The 21,204-nt window shown below is 73.1% G+C and carries 19 protein-coding genes; 10 read left to right on the top strand and 9 right to left on the bottom strand.

Annotated features, from left to right (window positions below; genetic code table 11):
- Positions 1 to 11 precede the first annotated feature (11 nt).
- On the bottom strand, positions 12 to 365 hold the full coding sequence (locus ABZS42_RS01940; protein ID WP_355141545.1) for a sterol carrier family protein: 354 nt from the start codon (positions 363 to 365) through the stop codon (positions 12 to 14).
- 160 nt (positions 366 to 525) lie between these two features.
- Here ABZS42_RS01940 and ABZS42_RS01935 point away from each other — a divergent pair, with 160 nt between their 5' ends.
- Complete coding sequence (locus ABZS42_RS01935; protein ID WP_355141543.1) at positions 526 to 2,595, top strand: carboxypeptidase regulatory-like domain-containing protein; 2,070 nt, start codon at positions 526 to 528, stop codon at positions 2,593 to 2,595.
- Positions 2,596 to 2,861: 266 nt separating this feature from the next.
- On the opposite strand, the gene ABZS42_RS01930 is transcribed toward ABZS42_RS01935, so the two are convergent.
- The 4 genes from ABZS42_RS01930 to purS form a co-directional block, all read right to left on the bottom strand.
- A complete protein-coding gene (locus ABZS42_RS01930) occupies positions 2,862 to 3,617 on the bottom strand; it encodes a 2-phosphosulfolactate phosphatase (RefSeq protein ID WP_355141900.1) in 756 nt (251 codons plus the stop codon).
- A gap of 4 nt (positions 3,618 to 3,621) precedes the next feature.
- Positions 3,622 to 6,330 carry a phosphoribosylformylglycinamidine synthase subunit PurL gene (gene purL / locus ABZS42_RS01925; RefSeq protein WP_355141541.1) on the bottom strand — a complete coding sequence of 903 codons (2,709 nt, stop codon included), beginning with the start codon at positions 6,328 to 6,330 and terminating at the stop codon, positions 3,622 to 3,624.
- A 127-nt stretch (positions 6,331 to 6,457) separates the two neighbouring features.
- Positions 6,458 to 7,141, bottom strand: coding sequence for a phosphoribosylformylglycinamidine synthase subunit PurQ (gene purQ / locus ABZS42_RS01920; RefSeq protein ID WP_355141539.1), 684 nt, complete (start codon positions 7,139 to 7,141; stop codon positions 6,458 to 6,460).
- Positions 7,138 to 7,401 (bottom strand): phosphoribosylformylglycinamidine synthase subunit PurS, encoded by a 264-nt coding sequence (purS, locus tag ABZS42_RS01915; RefSeq protein WP_076468782.1) that lies wholly within the window; start codon positions 7,399 to 7,401, stop codon positions 7,138 to 7,140. The genes purQ and purS overlap by 4 nt, the downstream gene beginning before the upstream one ends.
- A 368-nt stretch (positions 7,402 to 7,769) precedes the next feature.
- On the opposite strand from purS, the gene ABZS42_RS01910 reads away from it, so the two are divergent.
- Together ABZS42_RS01910 and ABZS42_RS01905 are read left to right on the top strand one after the other, a co-directional pair.
- Complete coding sequence (locus ABZS42_RS01910) at positions 7,770 to 8,453, top strand: DUF1986 domain-containing protein (RefSeq protein WP_355141536.1); 684 nt, start codon at positions 7,770 to 7,772, stop codon at positions 8,451 to 8,453.
- 24 nt (positions 8,454 to 8,477) lie between these two features.
- A complete protein-coding gene (locus ABZS42_RS01905; protein WP_355141534.1) occupies positions 8,478 to 9,044 on the top strand; it encodes a YbjQ family protein in 567 nt (188 codons plus the stop codon).
- A gap of 166 nt (positions 9,045 to 9,210) precedes the next feature.
- Here ABZS42_RS01905 and purB read toward each other — a convergent pair whose 3' ends face one another.
- Together purB and ABZS42_RS01895 are read right to left on the bottom strand one after the other, a co-directional pair.
- Positions 9,211 to 10,635, bottom strand: coding sequence for an adenylosuccinate lyase (gene purB, locus ABZS42_RS01900; protein WP_355141532.1), 1,425 nt, complete (start codon positions 10,633 to 10,635; stop codon positions 9,211 to 9,213).
- Between the two features lie 167 nt (positions 10,636 to 10,802).
- The gene (locus tag ABZS42_RS01895; protein ID WP_355141530.1) at positions 10,803 to 12,095 is read right to left on the bottom strand and encodes an acetyl-CoA C-acetyltransferase; all 1,293 of its coding nucleotides are present in this window, start codon (positions 12,093 to 12,095) and stop codon (positions 10,803 to 10,805) included.
- 54 nt (positions 12,096 to 12,149) lie between these two features.
- Between ABZS42_RS01895 and ABZS42_RS01890 the strand changes: the two genes are divergently transcribed.
- From ABZS42_RS01890 to ABZS42_RS01860, 7 genes are all read left to right on the top strand, one after another.
- Entirely contained in the window at positions 12,150 to 13,508 is a 1,359-nt protein-coding gene (locus ABZS42_RS01890; RefSeq protein ID WP_355141528.1) for a 3-oxoacyl-ACP reductase, read from the top strand.
- A complete protein-coding gene (locus ABZS42_RS01885) occupies positions 13,508 to 14,371 on the top strand; it encodes a MaoC/PaaZ C-terminal domain-containing protein (RefSeq protein WP_355141526.1) in 864 nt (287 codons plus the stop codon). Before ABZS42_RS01890 ends, ABZS42_RS01885 begins: the two co-directional genes overlap by 1 nt.
- A 92-nt stretch (positions 14,372 to 14,463) precedes the next feature.
- Complete coding sequence (locus ABZS42_RS01880) at positions 14,464 to 15,219, top strand: NUDIX domain-containing protein (protein ID WP_355141524.1); 756 nt, start codon at positions 14,464 to 14,466, stop codon at positions 15,217 to 15,219.
- Positions 15,216 to 16,187 carry a serine/threonine protein kinase gene (locus ABZS42_RS01875; RefSeq protein WP_355141522.1) on the top strand — a complete coding sequence of 324 codons (972 nt, stop codon included), beginning with the start codon at positions 15,216 to 15,218 and terminating at the stop codon, positions 16,185 to 16,187. Before ABZS42_RS01880 ends, ABZS42_RS01875 begins: the two co-directional genes overlap by 4 nt.
- A 10-nt stretch (positions 16,188 to 16,197) precedes the next feature.
- On the top strand, positions 16,198 to 17,157 hold the full coding sequence (locus ABZS42_RS01870; protein ID WP_355141520.1) for a hypothetical protein: 960 nt from the start codon (positions 16,198 to 16,200) through the stop codon (positions 17,155 to 17,157).
- A complete protein-coding gene (locus ABZS42_RS01865; protein ID WP_355141518.1) occupies positions 17,154 to 18,416 on the top strand; it encodes an adenylosuccinate synthetase in 1,263 nt (420 codons plus the stop codon). The genes ABZS42_RS01870 and ABZS42_RS01865 overlap by 4 nt, the downstream gene beginning before the upstream one ends.
- Before the next feature lie 95 nt (positions 18,417 to 18,511).
- A complete protein-coding gene (locus ABZS42_RS01860) occupies positions 18,512 to 19,135 on the top strand; it encodes a DedA family protein (RefSeq protein WP_355141516.1) in 624 nt (207 codons plus the stop codon).
- A gap of 61 nt (positions 19,136 to 19,196) precedes the next feature.
- On the opposite strand, the gene ABZS42_RS01855 is transcribed toward ABZS42_RS01860, so the two are convergent.
- Entirely contained in the window at positions 19,197 to 19,838 is a 642-nt protein-coding gene (locus tag ABZS42_RS01855) for a response regulator transcription factor (RefSeq protein ID WP_355141514.1), read from the bottom strand.
- A complete protein-coding gene (locus ABZS42_RS01850; RefSeq protein WP_355141512.1) occupies positions 19,835 to 21,037 on the bottom strand; it encodes a histidine kinase in 1,203 nt (400 codons plus the stop codon). Before ABZS42_RS01850 ends, ABZS42_RS01855 begins: the two co-directional genes overlap by 4 nt.
- Positions 21,038 to 21,204: the final 167 nt, after the last annotated feature.

Below are 21,204 nucleotides of genomic sequence, written 5' to 3'. Positions count from 1 at the left end.
CATCCGGGCAGCTAGAGCGGCAGATGAGGTGCCAGATCGGCTCGAATACCACTCACCCGTACGCGACCCTCCGTGACCGCCTCCGCCCAGTCGAGTCGACCGGTGGCGACCGCGAGCCAGGTCTCCGGGTCCATCTCCACCACGTTCGGCGGGGTGCCGCGGGTGTGTCGGGGACCGGGCACGCACTGAATCGCACCGTATGGTGGGACGCGCACCTCCACCGATCGGCCGGGGGCGCGCTCCGCAAGGGCGGCCAGCAGGGTCCGGACCGCCTCCCGGAGGACCAGCCGTTCGGCGGCACGCCCCTCGTCGAGCGCCGACAACGCCGCCGCTACCGCGGCGGACTTAATGTGCGGAGAGGACACGACGGGACGATACGACCTCGGCCGGCGGACGCTGACGCTGGCCCTGGGTCGCGCCGGGACAGTTGGACAAGGCATAGTTGCCGACGGCGTATTCGAACCGTGATGATCCCCCGGCCCCGGCACCCGCCGGTGCGGGAAGTCAGTCCGGAAGGCGGTGGACGTGTCAACACACCGACGTGCCTGGAAGCAGCGGGCCGGTGTGGTCGTAGCGCTGGTTGCCGGCGCCCTACTCGCCCTCCCCGCCACACCAGCACTAGCCGCCCCTGGCGTCACCAACGTCTCGGCCTCCCCCGGCACGGTCCAGGCGGGCGGCGAGGTCACCGTGAGCTACAACCTCGACGCCGACGACCAGAAGGTCGACGTCACGGTCAGCTCCAGCAACTCCAAGGTGCAGTGCATCGAGGGGTGCGACCAGGGGAACGTCACGGAGAGCCGGACCTACACGGCCAAGTTCAAGGTGGCCGACGACGCGCAGAACGGCTCCGCTCGCATCACGGTGAGGGCCAAGTCCGGCGGCCTCGGCGGCGACGCCGAGGGCTCGACGACGGTCACGGTGACCGCCAAGGCGGCGCCGCCGGAGGTGCAGACCGTACGGTCGGTCTCCGGCAAGGTCGTGATCCAGGCGAACGGCAAGCCGGTGAAGGGCGCATACGTCGCACTTCAGGACACCGGGGGCCACCGGTACGAGACCACCTCGGACAGCAGCGGCAACTGGCATTTCACCGGCACCAGCGCCAAGCCGATCACTCCGGGCCGGATCGACGTCGGCGCGAGTTTCGACGGGGCCCAGAAGGTCAACAGCTTCAACGCCAGCGCCAACCAGCAGATCACCGGTCAGCGGATCAACCTGCCGGTCAAGGTCGAGGTGACGCCGAGCGCCACCCCGTCGGCCAGCGAGTCCGCTGAGCCCACCGAGGAGCCGACCGACGAGGCCACCGACGAGGCCACCGACGAGTCGCCAGAGGCGACCGAGGGCGCCCCGGCCGCCGCCTCGAACGAGGACTCGGGCGGCGGCATGGGTCAGTACGTGATCATCCTGCTCGGCGGCCTGCTCGTCGCCGCCGGTGTCGGCACGATCGTGCTGCTCTGGATGAAGCGCAAGGACAACCCGGACGACGTCGACGACGACGATCCGGTCGGCGCCGGCAGCGGTGGTGCGGTGCCGGCGGCCCGGGGCGCGTTCCGTGGCGCCGACGACCAGACCCGGGTGGTCAACCGGGTCGGCGGCGGCCCGGACCCGACGATGGTCGCGGGTGGCGCCGCGTTGAGCGACGCACCGACGATGATGCACCGTCCCGTCGTCGACGACGTGCCACCGGACCCGTACGGCGCGCCACCCGCGCAGCCGTACGGCGGCAGTGCCGCAGGTTCCGGCTACGGCTACGGCGACGAGCCGGCCGGCTACGGGACGCCCGGCTACGCCAACTCTCCCGCCTCGGGCGGCGGCTACGGCGCCGACGCCGGTTACGGCAATGCTCCGGGCTCGGGCGGCGGCTACGGCGCCGGCAACGCGAGTTATGGTGCCGGCGACGGTGGCTACGGCAACGCCCCCTCGTCCGGCGAGGGTTACGGCAGTCGTGACTACGGCGCTCCGGCCGGCGGTGCCGGCTACACCCCCGCCTCCGGCGGCGCCGGTTACGGCGAGCAGCGCTTCGACGAGCCGACCGGCCGCTACACCGGTGACAGCACGCAGTACCCGGCTCCCGCCGACCCGTACGCCACCGGCCTGTACGAGCAGGGCCAGGCGCAGGGCTACGGCCAGCCGGACCCTGCGCCGTCGTACGGTCAGCCGGACCCCGCCCCGTCGTACGGCCAGCCGGACCCTGCCCCGTCGTACGGCCAGCCGGACCCCGCGCCGTACGGCCGGGGTGCGGAGCCGACCGGTGGGTACGACCAGCGCGGCGGCTACGAGCAGCCGGGCGGGTACGACCAGGGTGGCGGATACACCCAGCCGAGCGGCTACGGCCAGGAGCCCCCGACCCAGCGCGCCGGCTACGGCGACCGCGGCTACGACCAGGGCGGTTACGGCCAGGGTGGGTACGGCCAGCAGGGCGGGTACGGCCAGGAGCCGCCCACCCAGCAGGGCGGATATGGCCAGGAGCCCCCGACCCAGCGCGCCGGCTACGACGACCGCGGCTACGACCAGGGCGGCCACTACGGCGACCAGCAGGGTGGCCGGGGCCGTGACGGGGACCGGGGCGGTCGCCGACTGGACTGGCTGGACGACTGAGCCGAAGGGCTGATGCGGCACCGGCAGGAGCCGGAACGCCGCGGAGGCACGCAGGACAGGCAGGAGAACGGGCCGCCCGGGAGAACCGGGCGGCCCGTTTCGCATGTCGGATGGCGGCGGACGGAAGGCCGCAGTGGGATCGGACGCCACAGCGGCCGAACGCCGCGCGGGGTGGGGCGCTGCGCGGGATGGGGCGCCGGTTGGCAGCTGCCCGACGAGCCGGTGACGGGCAGTGCCCGAGCCGGCGACCAACGGGCGGGGATCGGTCAGGCTGCGGAGAACACGCCCTGGTGCAGCACCGGCACCACGTCGGAGACGTCGACCTGCACCGCGATCTCCACGTCCCCGGCGAAGCCGCCCTCGGTGAGTTCCCGTCCGGAGACGCAGCCGCGCACCGCGGCCGGTACGTCCGGAGTGCTGGCCAGCGCCGCGAGCGCCATGGCCGCCTCGACGGAGAGCCCGCCCGGTACGCCGGAGAGAGCGTCCAGCACGCTCGCCGCGCCGAGCTGGTCCTCCACACCCGGGCGTAGCGAGCCGTCCGGCCAGCGCTCACCGGCGGCGATCACGCCTACCGGTGCGGCTGACGAGCCGTACCCCTGGCGGCGCAGCCAACGCCCGACGGCGCGGGCGTTACGCAGGCAGGCCGCCACCACCGGCACGCCGGTGGCGCTCGCCGCGGCGCTGATCGCCGAACCGTTCGGCGACGGCAGCACCAGGTCGGCGACGACCGGTGCCGTGCTCAACGCCGCCGGCGAGAGCGACCACGGCTGCTCCGGGTTGGTCTGCCGGCGGCCCACGGCGACGGTGGCGCCGATCCGGCTCGCGTACTCGGCGGCCTGCTCGCCCCAGGGGAACGGGTGCACCCGCATGCCCCGGCTGACCGCCACCTCGACGGCGGTGGTGAACGAGAGGACGTCCACCACCACCAGAGCAGCGCAGACGCGGCCCAGCTCCGCCGCCCCGGTCAGGCCCCAGTCGAACCGGGCACCTGATCCGGGTTGGGCGAAGACGGCCGCGGCCAACGCCTCAGCGCTCGTCGGACGCCGTCGGCTGCTCGGTGTCACCGGAGTCGGGCTCGGCTGCCTCGACGTCATCGGCCGAGGCCACCGTGCTCGACTCGGCCGAGCCGACGGGCACCTCGGCCACCGGCGCGACCGGACCGGCCGACGCGATCGGCTCGGACTCGACGCTCTCCGGGTCCACCGGCGCCGCCTCGGCGGCCGGGCCGGTGACCGGCAGCGGCACCGCCTCGACGGCACCGGCCACACCGGTCGCCGGAGCCGGCACCTCGACCAGCGCCGCACCGCCGAAGAGCCGCGGCAGGGTGCCGGTGTGGGCGGCCCGCAACTCGTCCAGGCCGATCCGGAACTGGCCGTGCACCTCCAGCGCGCCGCCGGTCGGGTCGGTGACGCCGATCCGCTCGGCCGGCACCCCGTGCTCCGCGCAGAGCGCGGTGAACGCCTTCTCGTGCCCGCGCGGCACCGAGACCAGCACCCGTCCGGCGGACTCGCTGAACAGGTAGACGAACGGCATCGAGCCGCCGGCGAACTGGTCCGGGACCGCGATCCGGGCACCGACCCCGCGACGCAGGCAGGACTCGACCAGGCTCTGCGCGAGCCCACCGTCGGAGAGGTCGTGCGCCGAGCTCAGGTGACCGACCCGGGCGGCCGCCGCGACGAGGTCGGCCAGCGCCTTCTCCCGCGCGAGGTCGACCTGCGGCGGGATGCCACCGAGGTGCTCGTGGGTCACCCAGGCCCACTCCGAGCCGGAGAGCTCGACATGCGTCTCACCGAGCAGGAAGAGCTGGTCGTGATCACCGTCGGGCCGCGGCACGAAGCCCATCGGCACCCGGTCGGTGACGTTCTCCAGCACGCCGAGCACACCGACCACCGGAGTCGGGTGGATCGCCGCGGCGCCGGTCTGGTTGTAGAAGCTGACGTTGCCGCCGGTGACCGGGATGCCCAGCTCGGCGCAGCCGTCCGCGAGGCCGCGCACGGCTTCGGCGAACTGCCACATCACCTGCGGGTCCTCGGGGGATCCGAAGTTCAGGCAGTTGGTGACCGCGATCGGCGTCGCGCCGGTCACGGCCACGTTCCGGTACGCCTCGGCCAGCGCGAGCTTGGTGCCGTGGTACGGGTCGAGACGGGCGTAGCGGCCGTTGCCGTCCACGGAGAGCGCCACACCGAGCCCGGTCCGCTCGTCGATGCGGATCACGCCGGAGTCCTCCGGCTGGGCGAGCACCGTGTTGCCCAGCACGTACCGGTCGTACTGCTCGGTGACCCAGGTCTTGTCGGCCAGGTTCGGCGAGGCGATCATGCGCAGCACGGTCTCCCGCAGCGCCTCGGGGTCGGCCGGACGCGGCAGGGTCTCCGCCCGGTCTGCCTGGAGCAGGATCAGGTCGGCCGGCTCCCGCATCGGACGGGCGTAGACCGGACCGTCGTCGACGAGCGAGCCCGGCGGTACGTCCACCACCAGCTGGTCACGCCAGGTGATGACGAGTCGGCCCGGCTGACCGTCCGGGGACGGCGCGGTTACCTCGCCGATGGCGGTGGCCCAGACGCCCCATTTGTCGGCGATCTTGAGCACCGCGTCGAGCTTCTCCGGCTCGACGACCAGCAGCATCCGCTCCTGCGACTCGCTGGCCAGGATCTCGTGCGGCTCCATCGAGGGCTCGCGCAGCGGCACCCGCTCCAGCCAGACCCGCATGCCGGTGCCGGCCGCCGCGGCGGTCTCGGTGAGCGCGCAGGTCAGACCGGCGCCACCCAGGTCCTGGATGCCGACGACCAGTTCGGCGTCGTACAGCTCCAGGCAGGCCTCGATGAGCAGCTTCTCCATGAACGGGTCGCCGACCTGAACGGACGGGCGGCGCTCCTCGCTGCCCTCGTCGAAGGTGGCGCTGGCCAGCACCGACACACCGCCGATGCCGTCCCGGCCGGTCTTGGCGCCCATCAGGACCACCACGTTGCCGGCGCCGGCGGCCTCCTTCTTCTGCAGCCGGTCGACCGGCAGCACGCCGAGGCAGAGCGCGTTGACCAGCGGGTTGCCCTGGTAGGTGGGGTCGAAGACGACCTCCCCGCCGATGTTGGGCAGGCCGAGGCAGTTGCCGTAGCCGCCGACACCGGCGACCACGCCGGGCAGCACCCGGGCGGTGTCGGGGTGGTCGGCCGCGCCGAAGCGCAGCGGGTCCATCACTGCGACCGGACGGGCACCCATCGCCAGGATGTCCCGGACGATGCCGCCGACGCCCGTGGCCGCGCCCTGGTAGGGCTCGACGAAGCTCGGGTGGTTGTGCGACTCGACCTTGAAGGTGACGGCCAACTCGTCGGAGACCTGCACCACGCCCGCGTTCTCACCGATGCCGGCGAGCAGCCGGTCGCTCGGCGGGGCCTTCTCGCCGAACTGGCGCAGGTGCACCTTGCTGGACTTGTAGGAGCAGTGCTCGCTCCACATGATCGAGTACATGGCCAGCTCGGCCTGGGTGGGCCGGCGGCTGAGGATCTGCCGGATCCGCTCGTACTCGTCGTCCTTGAGGCCGAGTTCCGTGTACGGCTGGAGTTCGCCCGGGGTGCCCGCGGCGCGCGGCACGGTGTCCACGCGGTCGGTCCACGTGCCGGGGGCCGGCTGGGCCGGAGCGGCCGGCGCGACGACGGCGGCCGCTCCCGGCTCCGCCGACTGCGGCGAAGCGGCCGGGAAGGCCTCCGGTGTCTCCCGTACCGGATCCGGATGGGTGGTCATGACCTCTCCTCGCTGCGCTCGTGGCCGCCCGCCGGGCGGTTGAGCGGACAGATGATCCTGTGGCTGGTCGCTGCTGCGCGCTTCGTTCGCGACTGCGGGACTCGCGGACCCGGTTCGCTCCACGCGCTCACGCAGGCGCCCCTACCAGGTGCTTGAGGACCGAGGTGAAGAAGCCGAGGCCGTCCAGCGAGGGGCCGGTGAGTTCCTCCACGGCGTGCTCCGGGTGGGGCATGATGCCGACCACGTTCCCGGCCTCGTTGGTGATCGCGGCGATGTCACGCTGCGACCCGTTCGGGTTGCCGCCGATGTAGCGGGCCACCACCCGACCCTCGGCCTCGAGCTGGTCCAGCGTCGCGGGGTCGGCGACGTAGCAGCCCTCGCCGTTCTTGACCGGGATCAGCACCTCCTGGCCCGGCTGGAACGTGTTCGTCCAGGCGGTGCGCGCCGTCTCGATCCGCAGGACCTGGTCCCGGTTGCGGAAGTGCAGGTGCTGGTTGCGGGTGAGCGCGCCGGGCAGCAGGTGCGCCTCGCAGAGGATCTGGAAGCCGTTGCAGATGCCGAGCACCGGCATACCACCCCGAGCGGCGTCGACGATCGACTCCATCACCGGGGCGAACCGGGCGATGGCCCCGCAACGCAGGTAGTCGCCGTAGGAGAAGCCGCCGGGAAGGACGACGGCGTCGACCCCGTGCAGGGCCGGGTCGCCGTGCCAGAGGCGGACCGGCTCGGCGCCGGCGATCCGTACGGCGCGGGCGGCGTCCCCGTCGTCGAGCGAGCCGGGGAAGGTGACAACTCCGACCCGCGCGGTCACGACCGGGCGCCCGCGGTCTCGTCGGCCTCGACCACGCGGACGGTGAAGTCCTCGATGACCGGGTTGGCGAGCAGCTTGTCGGCGATCTCCCGGGCCCGGTCCAGGTCCGGTTCACCGGTGAACTCGATCTCGATCCGTCGACCGATCCGAACCGAGGCGACGTCGCTGACGCCGAGCCGCGGCAGCGCGTTTGCGACGGCCTGGCCCTGCGGATCGAGGATCTCGGGCTTGAGCATGACGTCGACGACGACGCGAGGCACTGGGCACTCCTGACTGTGTACGCAGTTGGGTGCCGACCCACATGGGGCGAGCGCAGCCAGCCTACCTGGCAGATGACGGTGTGCCCGCACCGGCCGGGCCGGGCCCGGGCCGCAGTCGAGACAACTCCCCGACACACGTGGCGTGGACCACTCCACGGTGCCCGGCACCACTGCCACCAGGGCATATACGACTCACGCTATGGCCGAATCGTTATGCCGCAGAGTCCAAAAGGAAATCTTGAAAAGGTGCGCCGCTCCCCCTACTCTACATCGACATAGTTCGATGATACGGCGGCGGAGATCACACGTCGCCGGTTGCCCCCGCCCGGCGACCCCGGGTATCACCCCACCCTCAAGGAGTCCAGCCAATGCGCATCCGCTCCCTGCTCGTGGCGATCAGCACCGCCCTGATCGGCGTCGTCGGCGCCACCTCCGGCGCCACCGCGGCCCCCGCCGGCCCGCAGCCGATCATCGGCGGTGGCACCGTCTCGTCCGCCCCGTGGGCCGCCGCCGTGTTCAGCAACGGCTCATTCACCTGCTCCGGCAGCGTGATCGCCGCACAGTGGGTGCTCACCGCCCGGCACTGCATCAGCGGCACGATGTCGGTCCGGATCGGCAGCGTCAACCGCTCCTCCGGCGGTGTGACCCGCACCGTCTCGGCCACCTACACCCGCAACGACCTCGCGTTGATGCGCCTCTCCAGCGCGGTGAGCTCCTCCACCGTCACCCTGGCCAGCAGCAACCCGCCGATCGGCTCGACCAACTCGATCTACGGCTGGGGCATGACCTGCTACAGCGGCTGCTCGGCATCCACCGTGCTGAAGACCGCCAACGTGCAGGTGACCAGCAACAGCGCCACCGACGCGTACGGCGGCCAGGCGATCCGCAGCTCGCGGATCAACGGCAACGCCTGGCGGGGCGACTCGGGCGGCCCGCAGTTCTACAACGGCCGGCAGGTCGGCGTCGCCTCGACCGCGGACGGCGTGAACATCCAGAACTACGGCAGTGTCGCGTACAACCGGTCCTGGATCACCTCGGTGGCCGGTGTCTGACGGTTAGCGCCCGGCGCGGCGCGGATGGTCGGCAGAGCGCCAGCCGTCCGCGCCGCGTCGTTTTGCAGCATCCGATCAGGTGAACAACGCTCGCGATCGGGTGTCGCCCGCCCTGACAGCATCGGAACCGTGCTGGTCGTGACGACGGATCAACTGCCCGGCTACGAGATCCGCCAGATCCTCGGTGAGGTGGTCTCCTCGATGGCCAGGACCAGAAACCCGTACCGCGAGGGCGTCAAGAACCTCCGAGGTGGCGCGTACGACCCGTTGGCCCCGGACAACCTCACCCGGTGGCGTACCGACTCGGTGGCCCGGCTCGGCGAGGAGGCCCGCCGGCTCGGCGCCAACGCCGTGATCGGCATGCGCTTCGACAGCCGGGACTGCGGCGAGATGTGGATGGAGATCTGCGCCTACGGGACGGCGGTGATCGTCGTACCCAAGGCGCCCGACGTCATGCCGCCCGACCAGCCGCTGGTCGCCGCGGAGACCGCCCACGACCCGGCCATCGCGGAGGCACCGGGCGGCATCGCCGAGCCGGCGAGCGCCCCGAACCTGCGCACCGCCGCCGAAACCCCCACCCGCGACGCCTAACCCGAGCCAATCCACCCACCCCACCCACCCACACCCCACCCCGTCCAGCCGTGTTGATCAAGAGGTTCACGTCAGATTGGAGATCGAACGTGACGCCAACCTCTTGATCAACGCGGCAAGGCCGGGGGGCCGGGGGGTGGGGGGCCGGGGGGTGGGGTGGGGTGGGTCAGAGGATGGGGGGTGGGGAGTAGGTGGCGGCTTGGGGGTGGGCTTCGACGATCTTGGTGATGCGGCGGGTGACCGCCTGGACCTGGGCGGGGGCGGCGCCGACGAAGGCGGCGCGGTCGGCGACCAGCTCGTCGATCTCGGGCCGGGTGAGGCCGAGGCGGCCGTCGGCGGCGAGCCGGTCGAAGAGGTCGTTCTCGAGCGCGCCCTTCTCCCGCATACCCAGCGCCACGGCCACCGCGTGCTCCTTGATCACCTCGTGGGCGACCTCCCGGCCGACGCCTCGCCGGACCGCCGCCACCAGGATCTTCGTGGTGGCCAGGAACGGCAGGAAGCGCTCCAGCTCGCGGTTGATCACGGCCGGGTACGCGCCGAACTCGTCGAGCACGGTGAGGAACGTCTGGAACAGCCCGTCGGCGGCGAAGAACGCGTCCGGCAGGGCCACCCGGCGGACCACCGAGCAGGAGACGTCCCCCTCGTTCCACTGGTCGCCGGCCAGCTCGCCGACCATCGACAGGTAACCGCGGATGATCACGGCGAAGCCGTTGACGCGCTCCGACGAGCGGGTGTTCATCTTGTGCGGCATCGCGCTGGAGCCGACCTGACCGGGCTTGAAGCCCTCGGTGACCAGCTCCTGACCCACCATCAGCCGGATCGTGGTGGCCAGCGAGGAGGGACCGGCGGCGACCTGGGCCAGCGCGGAGAGCACGTCGAAGTCGAGCGAGCGCGGGTAGACCTGGCCGACGCTGTCCAGCACCCGGGAGAAGCCGAGGTGCTCGGCCACCCGTCGCTCCAGCTCGGCGACCTTCTCGGCATCGCCGTCCAGGAGGTCGAGCTGGTCGGCGGCGGTGCCCACCGGCCCCTTGATCCCGCGCAGCGGGTAGCGGGCGATCAGGTCCTCCAGCCGCTCGTACGCGATGAGCAGCTCCTCCGCGGCCGACGCGAAGCGCTTGCCGAGCGTGGTGGCCTGTGCCGCCACGTTGTGCGAACGGCCGGCCATCACCACACCGGAGTACTCCTGCGCGTGCCACGCCAGCCGGGCCAGGGTGGCGACGACCCGGTCCCGGACCAGCTCCAGCGAACGGCGTACCTGGAGCTGCTCGACGTTCTCGGTGAGGTCCCGGGACGTCATGCCCTTGTGCACGTGCTCATGGCCGGCGAGCGCGCTGAACTCCTCGATCCGGGCCTTCACGTCGTGCCGGGTGACCCGCTCCCGCTCCGCGATCGAGGCGAGGTCGACCTGGTCGAGCACCCGCTCGTACGCCTCGACCACCCCGTCCGGCACCGGCACCCCGAGGTCGCGCTGGGCCCGGAGCACGGCGAGCCAGAGCCGCCGCTCCAGGCGGATCTTCTCCTCTGGCGACCAGAGGGCGACCAGTTCGGGCGAGGCGTACCGGTGGGCGAGCACGTTCGGGATCGTCGTCACGCAGCCATTCTCCCGTATCCGCCGGTCGCGCCCGGACGGGGCCGCCGGCGGATACGGCGGCAGGTGTCGTCGGGCGCGGGCCGCCGGTACCGAACGGGCGTATGCCCGGCCGGACGGGATGAGTTGCCGCTCAGCCGGCAGGCTTCAGCCGACGTACGGGAGACGGGTCAGCGTTCGAGGATCGCCGTCACGCCCTGGCCACCCGCGGCGCAGATCGAGATCAACCCGCGTCCGCCGCCCTTCTCGGAGAGCAGCTTGGCCAGGGTGGCCACGATCCGGCCGCCGGTCGCCGCGAACGGATGCCCGGCGGCGAGGGAGGATCCGTTGACGTTCAGCCGGTCCCGGTCGATCGCGCCGAGCGGGGCGTCCAGGCCGAGCCGGTCCTTGCAGAACTCGGGTGACTCCCAGGCGGCGAGGGTGGCCAGCACCTGCGAGGCGAACGCTTCGTGGATCTCGTAGTAGTCGAAGTCCTGGAGGGTCAGCCCGGCCCGGGCGAGCATCCGGGGCACCGCGTACGCGGGGGCCATCAGCAGCCCCTCGTCGCCGTGCACGAAGTCCACGGCGGCCGTCTCCGACCAGGTGAACCAGGCCAGCACCGGCAGCCTCCGGTCCCGCGCCCACTCCTCGGAGGCCAGCAGCACCGTCGACGCGCCGTCGGTCAGCGGTGAGGAGTTCCCGGCGGTCGTGGTGGCCTTCTCGGCGTCCGGCCCGCGAGTGCCGAAGACGGGCCGCAAGGCGCCCAGCTTCGCCAGGCTGCTGTCGGGGCGAAGGTTCTGGTCCCGGGTTAGGCCGAGGTACGGCGTCATCAGGTCGTCGAAGAAGCCCCGGTCGTAGGCGGCGGCCAGCCGCTGGTGCGACCGGAGCGCCAGTTCGTCCTGGGAGCGCCGGTCGATGTTCCAGCGCAGTGCGGTGCGGGCCGCGTGCTCTCCCATCGACAGGCCCGTGCGCGGTTCGGCGTTGCGCGGGATCTCCGGCTTGAACGCCTGGTGCGGGCGTAGCTTCGCGGCCACCTTGAGCCGTTCGCCGAGGGTGCGGGCGCTGTTGAGCTTGAGCAGCGTACGGCGCAGATCCTCGTTGAGCGCCAGGGGCGCGTCCGAGGTGGTGTCGACCCCGCCGGCGATGCCGACGTCGATCTGCCCGAGGGCGATCTTGTTGGCGACCAGGATCGCCGCTTCCAGGCCCGTGCCGCAGGCCTGCTGGATGTCGTAAGCGGGGGTGTGCGGGTCGAGCCGGGATCCGAGCACCACTTCGCGGGTCAGGTTGTAGTCCCGGGAGTGCTTGAGCACCGCCCCGGCGACCACCTCGCCGACCCGCTGGCCGGCCAGGCCGTACCGGGCCACCAGGCCGTCCAGCGCCGCGCCGAGCAGGTCCGAGTTGGACGCGGTCGCGTAGCGCGAGTTGGAGCGGGCGAAGGGGACGCGGTTGCCGCCGATGACCGCCACCCGCCGGATGCTCTGCACGATCCGCCTCCTCGACAGTGTTGCCCGTACCCTACTCGCCAGTAGGCTACGCCTATGACCGACAGGTACGCGAGCTTCGTCCAATCGGGGGCCGGTCGCGCGCTGGTCAAGCGCCTAGGGCTGCCCGACCCGCCGCGACTGCGCCGGCACCAGCCCGGCGACCCGCTCCTTCCCGGGCCCGCCCTGCTGGGCGCGGCCGCCGGCGGTCGGCTCGCCGAGCCGGTCGGCAGGCTGCTGGCCGCCGCCGGGATCGAGCTGCGCGACCCGGCCGCCGGCACCGAGGCCACCGAGCGGTTCGGCGCCCTGGTGTACGACGGCACCGGCATCACCGACTCGACCGGCCTGCGGCAGCTCTACGACTTCTTCCACCCGGCGGCCCGCTCCGTCACTCCGAGCGGCCGGGTGGTCGTGCTCGGCACCCCGCCCGCCGAGTGCGACACGCCCCGCGAGGCGACCGCCCAGCGGGCCCTGGAGGGCCTGACCCGCAGCATCGGCAAGGAGTTCGGCCGCGGCGTCACCGCCCAACTGGTCCACGTCACCCGGGAGGCCGACGAGAACACCAGGATCAGCCTCGAAGCCACCCTCCGGTTCCTCCTCTCCGGGCGGTCCGCGTACGTCTCGGGCCAGGTGATCCGGGTCGGGGCCGGCACCGCCACCGCGCCGGCCGACTGGGACCGCCCGTTGGACGGTCAGGTCCTGCTCGTCACCGGGGCGGCCCGGGGCATCGGCGCGGCGCTCGCCCGGGTCCTCGCCCGCGACGGCGCGCAGGTGGTGGCGCTGGACGTCCCGGCCGCCGGTGACGCGCTGGCCGGTGTGGCTAACGAGATCGGCGGGAGCACGGTGCAGCTCGACCTGACCGCACCGGACGCCCCGACCCGGCTCGCCGACCACCTCGCCGGCCGGCACGGCCGCGTCGACGCGGTGGTGCACAACGCCGGCATCACCCGGGACAGGACGCTCGGCCGGATGGACGCCGACCGCTGGGATCAGGTGATCGACGTGAACCTCTCCAGCCAGGAACGGATCAACGACGAGTTGCTGGCACGTGACCTGGTTCCGGCCGGCGGCCGGATCGTCTCGGTCTCCTCGATCGCCGGCATCGCCGGCAACCGCGGCCAGACCAACTACGCCACCAGTAAGGCCGGGGTGATCGGGCTGGTCGACTCTCTCGCCCCGGCACTGCGCGGACGTGGGATCAGCGTCAACGCGGTGGCTCCCGGCTTCATCGAGACCCGGCTGACCGCCCGGATCCCGGTGGTGATCCGCGAGGCGGGGCGCCGGATGAACAGTATGGCCCAGGGCGGGCTTCCGGTGGACGTCGCCGAGACGATCGGCTGGTTGACCTGGCCGGCCAGCGGCGCCGTCAGCGGCAACGTCGTACGGGTCTGCGGCCAGAGCCTGCTGGGGGCGTGATGAGCGACTCCACCAGCGGGCGGACCACGGTCGAGCTACCCGGGATGCCGGCCGCCGGGGCGCTCTACCGGCGAGCGCTCGTCGGCGCTCTGCCGGGCACCGGTGGCCGACGGGAGGCTCAGCCGCCGGCGGTCCGGCTCACCGTGTCTGGGGTGACGGTCGACTTCGACCACCTGGCCGAGTACGACCGGTTGTGCGGGTTCCGGCTCACCGATCGGCTGCCGGTGACCTATCCGCACGTGCTGGGCTTCCCCCTGGCGCTGCGGCTGATGACCGCGCCGGAGTTCCCGGTGCCGCTCACCGGCGTGGTGCACGTGGCCAACCGGATCACCATTCATCGACCGATCCACACCGGCGAGGCGCTGGACTTCTCCGCGTACGCGGAGAACCTGCGCCCGCACGACCGGGGGCGGCAGCTGGATGTGGTGCTCGTGGCGACGGTCGCCGGGGAGGAGGTGTGGCGGGGCGTCTCGACGTACCTCAGCCGGGGGCGGCGGGGCGGCGGCGAGCGGCGTGAGCGGGGTGCCTCCCCACCAGCGCCGGCCGCCTCGGCGACCTGGCGGCTCACCCCGCGGGTCGGCACCGGGTACGCCCGTGTCTCCGGCGACCACAACCCCATCCACACCTCGCGACTCGGGGCGCGGCTGTTCGGTTTCCCCCGCCCGATCGCGCACGGCATGTGGAGCAAGGCACGCTGCCTGGCCGCGCTGGAGAACCGGCTGCCGGACGCCTGCACCGTCGAGGTCGCCTTCAAGCTGCCCGTACCGCTGCCGAGCAGGGTGAACTTCTCCCTCCTGCCGGACGGCGGGTTCGCCCTGCACGACTCGGCCGGTCGACCGCACCTGGCGGGCCTGATGCGCTGAGCGCCCCTGCCGGGCCGGACCGGAGGCTTGGCAGGGGCGGGCTTCTGCGCTAAGTTGTTCTCACATCGAGATGTTCTCAGAATGAGAGAGACATGGTTGACGAGCACGACTTCCTGGCCACGTACGACCCCCGGGCCTACCCGTCGGTCGCCGTCACCGTCGACGTGGTGGCGCTGACCATTCGCGACAGCGCGCTGCACCTGCTGCTGATCCGGCGCGGCCAGCCACCCTTCGAAGGGCACTGGGCGCTTCCCGGCGGTTTCGTCCGCCCCGACGAGGACCTGACCGCCGGCGCCCGGCGGGAGTTGGCCGAGGAGACCGGGCTCGGCGGCGAAGGGCTGCGCCGCGTACACCTGGAGCAGTTGGGCAGCTACGGCGCCCCCGACCGCGACCCGCGGATGCGGGTCGTCTCGGTCGCCCACCTCGCGTTCGCCCCCGACCTGCCGGACCCGGCCGCGGGCACCGACGCCGACGAGGCGATCTGGCTGCCGGTGACCGCGCTGACCAGCCGGCAGCTCGCCTTCGACCACCGCCGGATCATCGACGACGCGCTGGAACGGGCCCGGTCCAAGCTGGAATACACCCCGCTCGCCACCCGCTTCCTCACCCCCGAGTTCACGATCAGCGAGCTGCGCGGCGTCTACGAGACGGTCTGGGGTCACCCGCTGCACGCCGGCAACTTCCACCGCAAGGTCCTCTCCGTGCCGGGCTTCGTGGAGAGCACCGGCGCCAGCACCGAGCGCGGCGGCACCCGGGGCGGCCCCCGCGCACGGCTCTACCGGGCCGGCGACGCCCTGCTGCTGCACCCGGCGCTGCTGCGCCCCGCCCGCGAGGAGACGGTGCGATGAGGACCGCGGAGGCCATCGGCCTGGTCGCGGCGGCCCGCACCGACGCCGACCTGTTCGGCACCGACCAGCCGGCCCGGCGCTACCGCGAGTTGGTCGCGGCCCTGCACCCCGACCGCCTGCCGGCCGACCCGGCGGTACGCGCCGAGGCCACCGACGCGTTCATCCAGGTCACCACCCGGTGGCGGGCCCGGCAGGTCACCGTCCTCGGCGACTACCGCCTCGGCACCCCGGCCCACTCGGGTGACCTGGCCGACCTCTACGACGTCGGCGACGACCGGCTGCTCAAGATCCCCCGCCGGCCCACCGACAACGACCTGATGGCCCGCGAGGCGCACGCGCTGCGCACCATCGCCGAGCGCGGCGACCCCCGCTACCTGCCGTACGTGCCCCGCCTCGTCGACGACTTCCCGCACCGGGACGCCGCGACCGGCGCCGAACGGCGGGTGAACGTGCTCGCCGCCGCGCCCGGCCTGCACGACCTCGACGAGGTGCGGCGCGCGTACCCCGACGGGCTGGACGCCCGGGACGTGGCCTGGATGTGGCGGCGGCTGCTGGTGGCGCTCGGCCTGGCCCACCGGGCCGGGATCGTGCACGGCGCGGTCCTGCCGCGGCACGTGCTGATCGAACCGGACGCCCACGGCGTGGTGCTCGTCGACTGGTGCTTCTCCGCCCCCGTCGGCAGCACCATCCCGGCCGTGGTGCCCGGCCACCAGGACTGGTACCCGCCCGAGGTCCTCGACAAGCGGCCCTGCGGGCCGGGCACCGACATCGCGATGGCCGCCCGCTGCATGACCTCGCTGCTGAACCGCCACGCGCCGCGCGAGTTGCTCACCTTCGCCCAGGGCTGCCGCCAGCGCTTCCTCAAGGACCGACCCGACGACGCCTGGCGTCTGCTCCGCGAATTCGACCAGGTGCTGGACCGGCGCTACGGGCCGCGCACCTTCCGACCCTTCACCCTCACCCCCTAAGGAGCCCGTCATGGGCAGTGGAATCTGGTCCACCGACGTGTACGACGCCGCCGACCGCTATCGCCGGTCCACCGGCAGGAGCGCCTTCTCCTACAGCGACAGCGGGGCACGCACCGTGCACCCCGCGCTCGACCCCCGCGACGCGATGCGCGAGAGCTGCGACTCCGACGAGCACCCGCGGTCGACGCCCGTCGCGGTGCTCTTCGACGTGACCGGCTCGATGCTCAAGGTGCCGCGCGTCCTGCAGACCAAGCTGCCGCAGCTGCTCGGCCTGCTGCAACGGCAGGGCTACGCCAGCGACCCGCAGATCATGTTCGGCGCGATCGGCGACGCCACCTGCGACCGGGTGCCGTTGCAGGTGGGCCAGTTCGAGTCGGACAACCGGATGGACGACGATCTCGGCCGGATCGTGCTGGAGGGCGGTGGCGGCGGGCAGATGACCGAGTCGTACGAGCTGGCCATGTACTTCATGGCCCGGCACACCGTCACCGACAGCTGGAGGAAGCGCGGCCGGCGCGGCTACCTGTTCATCATCGGCGACGAGCTGGCGTACCCGAAGGTCAAGGCGCGGGAGGTGAGCGGCCTGATCGGTGCCGAGCTGGCCGAGGACGTGCCGCTGCGACAGATGGTCGACGAGGTGACCCGCCGCTGGGACACCTACTACCTGCTCCCCGCCGGCAGCCACCACTCCGGCAACGCCAAGGTGCTGGACTTCTGGCGGGACCTGCTCGGGCAGAACACGGTGGTGCTCGACGACCTCGACGCGGTCTGCGAGACCATCGCGCTCACCATCGGCCTCGGCGAGCAGGCCGTCGACCTGGACGAGGGTCTGCGTCACCTGGACCGAACCGGCTCCACCGCCGCCGGCAGCGTGTCCAAGGCGCTGGCCCCGCTCGGCGGAAGGCGGCGGGCCGAGGTGTCGACGCTGCCGGCGTTCCGCGACACCACCGGTGGGGTGACCCGGCTGTGAGGCACGTGGCGGTGGTCGACCTCGGCTACGGCGACGCCGGCAAGGGCACGGTGGTGGACTGGCTCTGCGCCACCCGACCCGTGCACACCGTGGTCCGCTTCAACGGGGGCGCGCAGGCGGCGCACAACGTCGTGCTGCGCGACGGGCGGCACCACACGTTCGCGCAGTTCGGCGCGGGCACGTTCCACCCGGGCGTGCGCACGCACCTGTCACGGCACGTGGTGGTGGATCCGCTGGCGCTGGCCGCCGAGGCCGACCATCTCGCCACGGTCGGGGTACCCGACGCGCTCGATCGGCTCACCGTGGACGGGGACGCGCTGCTCGCCACCCCGTACCACCGGGCCGCCAACCAGGCCCGGGAGATCGCCCGGGGAGCCGACCGGCACGGCTCCTGCGGGCTGGGGGTGGGCGAGGCTGTCGCGTACGGCCTCGCCCACCCCGACGACGCGCCCCGGGTCGCCGACTGCCGCACTCCGGCGCTGCTGCGCCGCCGGTTGACCGCCCTGCGGGACCGGCTGACCGCCGAGCTCGGCCCGCTGGAGGCCCCACCGGTCGACGACTGCCTGCCCGCGTTCACCGGGTTCGCCGGGCGGGTCGCGATCGTCGACCGGACCTGGCTGGCCGGGGCGCTGCGCACCGGGACGTGCGTCTTCGAGGGCGCGCAGGGCGTGCTGCTGGACGAGTGGCACGGCTTCCACCCGTACACGACGTGGAGCACCACCACGTTCGCCAACGTCGACAGCCTGCTCGCCGAGGCGGGCCTGCCCGGCGACGTGACCCGCATCGGGGTGCTCCGGCTGGTCACCACCCGGCACGGGCCCGGCCCGCTGGTGACCGAGGACCCGGCCCTACGACTGGTGGACCCCCGTAACCCGACGAACCCGTGGCAGGGCCGGTTCCGGTTCGGCCACTTCGACGCGGTCGCCCACCGGTACGCCCTCGCCGTGGCCGGCGGCGTCGACGGTCTGGCGCTGACCCACCTCGACCTCGCCGGCCCCGGGCTACGGATCTGCCGTCGCTACGACACCACCGACCGGCTCACCCCGGGCCCGCCCGGTGACCTGGACCGGCAGGCCGCGCTCACCGCCCGCCTGCTGCGCGCCCGCCCGCTCTACGACGACGCGCCGGCCGACTGGGCGCAGGCGGTGGAAGCGGAGCTGGGGGCGCCGGTGGTGCTGACCTCGCACGGCCCCACGGCCGGCGACAAGACGTCACACGGTCCGCTGCTCGCCCCGCCGGCCCTGGCCTGCTCCAGCTGACCTCCGGGCCGAAGGCGGACGCCGGACAACCGACCGACGGCGGGTGATCCGGCGACTCGGCCACCGGGCGGTTCTCGTCCGGCGAGCATGGGGGCATGGATTCCGCGCTCGACCTGCTCCGGCAGCTGGTCACCTCACCATGGGTGTACCTGCTGATCCTCGGAATCACCGCGGTCGACGCGTTCTTTCCGGCCGTACCCAGCGAGGCCGCCGTGATCACCGCGGCCGTCATCTCCGCCTCCGACGGACGACCCAACATCATCGCCGTGATCGCGGTGGCCGCGATCGGCGCGCTCGTCGGCGACCACATCTCGTACGCGATCGGGCGCGCCGGTGGGGCACGCCGCCTGGCGCGGCTACCGGACCGGAGCCGGCGGCGAATCGGATCGGAGTGGGCCCGCCGCGCGGTCGACCGGCGGGGCGGGGTCATCCTGACCACCGCCCGCTACATCCCGGGCGGCCGGACCGCGGTCACCCTCACCATGGGCGCGCTCCGGTACCCGCGCCGTTCCTTCCTCCTCTTCGACGCGATCGCCACCACCACCTGGGGCATCTACTGCGGGCTGCTCGGCTACTTCGGCGGCCTGGCCTTCGAGCACGACCCGATCAAGGGAGTGGTGGCCGGTCTCGGAATCTCGATCGCGGTCACGGCACTCCTGGAGGTCATCCGCGCGCTGCGCCGCCGCCGGGCCCGCCACCGCGCCGCCGACCGGAGCTGAGCGGCGCCGACGGTCGCTGCGGCGGGAACGCGCCGCCGCGCGGGCCGGCGACGGCTGCCCGTCAGAGCAGATCGGCGTCGTGCACCAGGATCGCGACCTGGACCCGGTTGGTCAGCTGGAGCTTCGCCAACGCGCGGCTGACGTGCGCCTTCACGGTGGCCTCGCTCATCGCCAACCGGCGGGCGATCTCCGCGTTGGCGAGGCCCTGCGCGACCTCCCGCGCGATCTCCAACTCGCGATCGGTCAGCAGGTCGAGCTGCTGCCGGGCGGCGGTCCGGCGTGAGGGACCACGCTCGGCGAACGAGCTGATCAGGCGGCGGGTGACCGTTGGGGCGAGCATCGCCTGTCCCGCCGCCACCGTGCGGACGGCCGCGGCCAGTTCGCGGGGCGGCGTGTCCTTCAGCAGGAAGCCGACCGCCCCGGCGCGCAGCGCCCGGTGCACGTACTCGTCGAGATCGAAGGTGGTAAGCATGATCACCTTGGGGCCGGCGGCCACCACCTGCGGCGCGGCGGTCAGCCCGTCCGTGCCCGGCATCCGTACGTCGAGCAGCACCACGTCGGGTCGGAGCCGGTACGCCTCGACCAGCGCCGCCGCACCGTCCGCTGCCTCGCCGACCACGGTGATGTCCGGGGCCGCGTCGAGGATCAGACGCAGGCCCGAGCGGACGAGCTGCTCGTCGTCGACGAGCAGGACCCGGATCACGAGGGCCTCGGCGTGGGAATCAACGCCCGGATCAGGAATCCCTCATCGGTCGGCCCCGCTTCCAACCGGCCACCGAGCAGTTCGACCCGCTCCCGCAGACCCAACAGCCCGAGGCCCGCGCCGGGCAGCCCGAGGCCGGCGTCCGGCCGGGCCGGTCGGGGGTTCGGCAGCACCCGGCCCTCGGCGGGCGAGCCGTTCCGGACCGTGATCTCCACCCAGCCCGGCAGATAGCGCAGGCGTACGGTCGCGTCGGCCTCCGGGGCGTGCTTGCGTACGTTGGTCAGCGCCTCCTGGACCACGCGGTGGACGGTGCGTCCCACGGTCGCCGGCACGCAGCGTGGTTCGCCCTCGTCCTGCCGCCGGACCCGCAGCCCGGCCACCCGGGATTCGCGTATCAGTTCGGCCAGGCCGCCGAGCAGGTCGGCACCCGGATCGGCCAGGGCGAAGGCGGGCTGACGCAGAACCCCCAGCACCTCGCGCAGATCGGTGAGCGCCTGCCGGCCGGTGGACCGGATCAGTGCCGCGGCCTCGACGGTCGCCGGCTCGGTGGCGGTGACCTCCAGCGCACCGGCGTGCACCACCATCAGCGACACCCGGTGGGCCACCACGTCGTGCATCTCCCGGGCGATGCGTGCCCGCTCCTCCACCCGGACCCGCTCGGCCCGCGCCTCCCGCTCCCGCTCCCCCCGTTCGGCTCTGTCCCGCAGTGCGGCGACCACGTCCCGCCGCGACCTGACCAGAAGCCCCGCCACCAGCGGGAAGGCCACCACACACACAGCGGTGACCAGCCCGTTGGCCGGAGTGGCGGTGGTGATCCGTCGCGGGCCGCCGACGGCCAGCCCGATCAGCACCCCGGCCGCCATCACGGCAGCGGCGCCGGTGAGGTACCAGGTGACCCGCCGCCGGTCGGGGAGTCGGAGACCCGCCTGGTACGACGCGACCACCCCGGCCGGCCATGCGGCCAACGCCAGCCAGCCGACCGCGGCGGCCAGGAACAGCGGCCAGCGGCGGGTCCGGACGACCGCCATCGCCCAACCGGACGCGACGGCGATCGGAAGCACGAGTACACCGGGCAGCGGCGTACGGACCCCGAGCGCGCCGGTGCGGGACTCCCAGACGGCAACGGCCACGACCACGGCGACCAGCAGTGGCACGTAGCGGTCGACAACCCGCCGAGGCTCGACGGGGCTGGAGGGCATGGGCCGAGCCTATGGTCGGCGCCGCGCTGCGGGCAGCGCCGAACCCGAAGTCCCGGGTCGGGTGGGGGAGTTCCCTGATCCGCGCTCCGGGACACCGGCTACTTAGGTCGTGGTCCAGTGCTCACCGATGGCCGATGACGCGGACGGCCGGCGCGACCAGCATCGAG

This window comes from Micromonospora sp. NPDC005367, assembly GCF_040606825.1.
GTDB lineage: Bacteria > Actinomycetota > Actinomycetes > Mycobacteriales > Micromonosporaceae > Micromonospora.
Note: the sequence above shows the minus strand (reverse complement) of the source record. Positions and strands in the feature narration are given on the sequence as shown.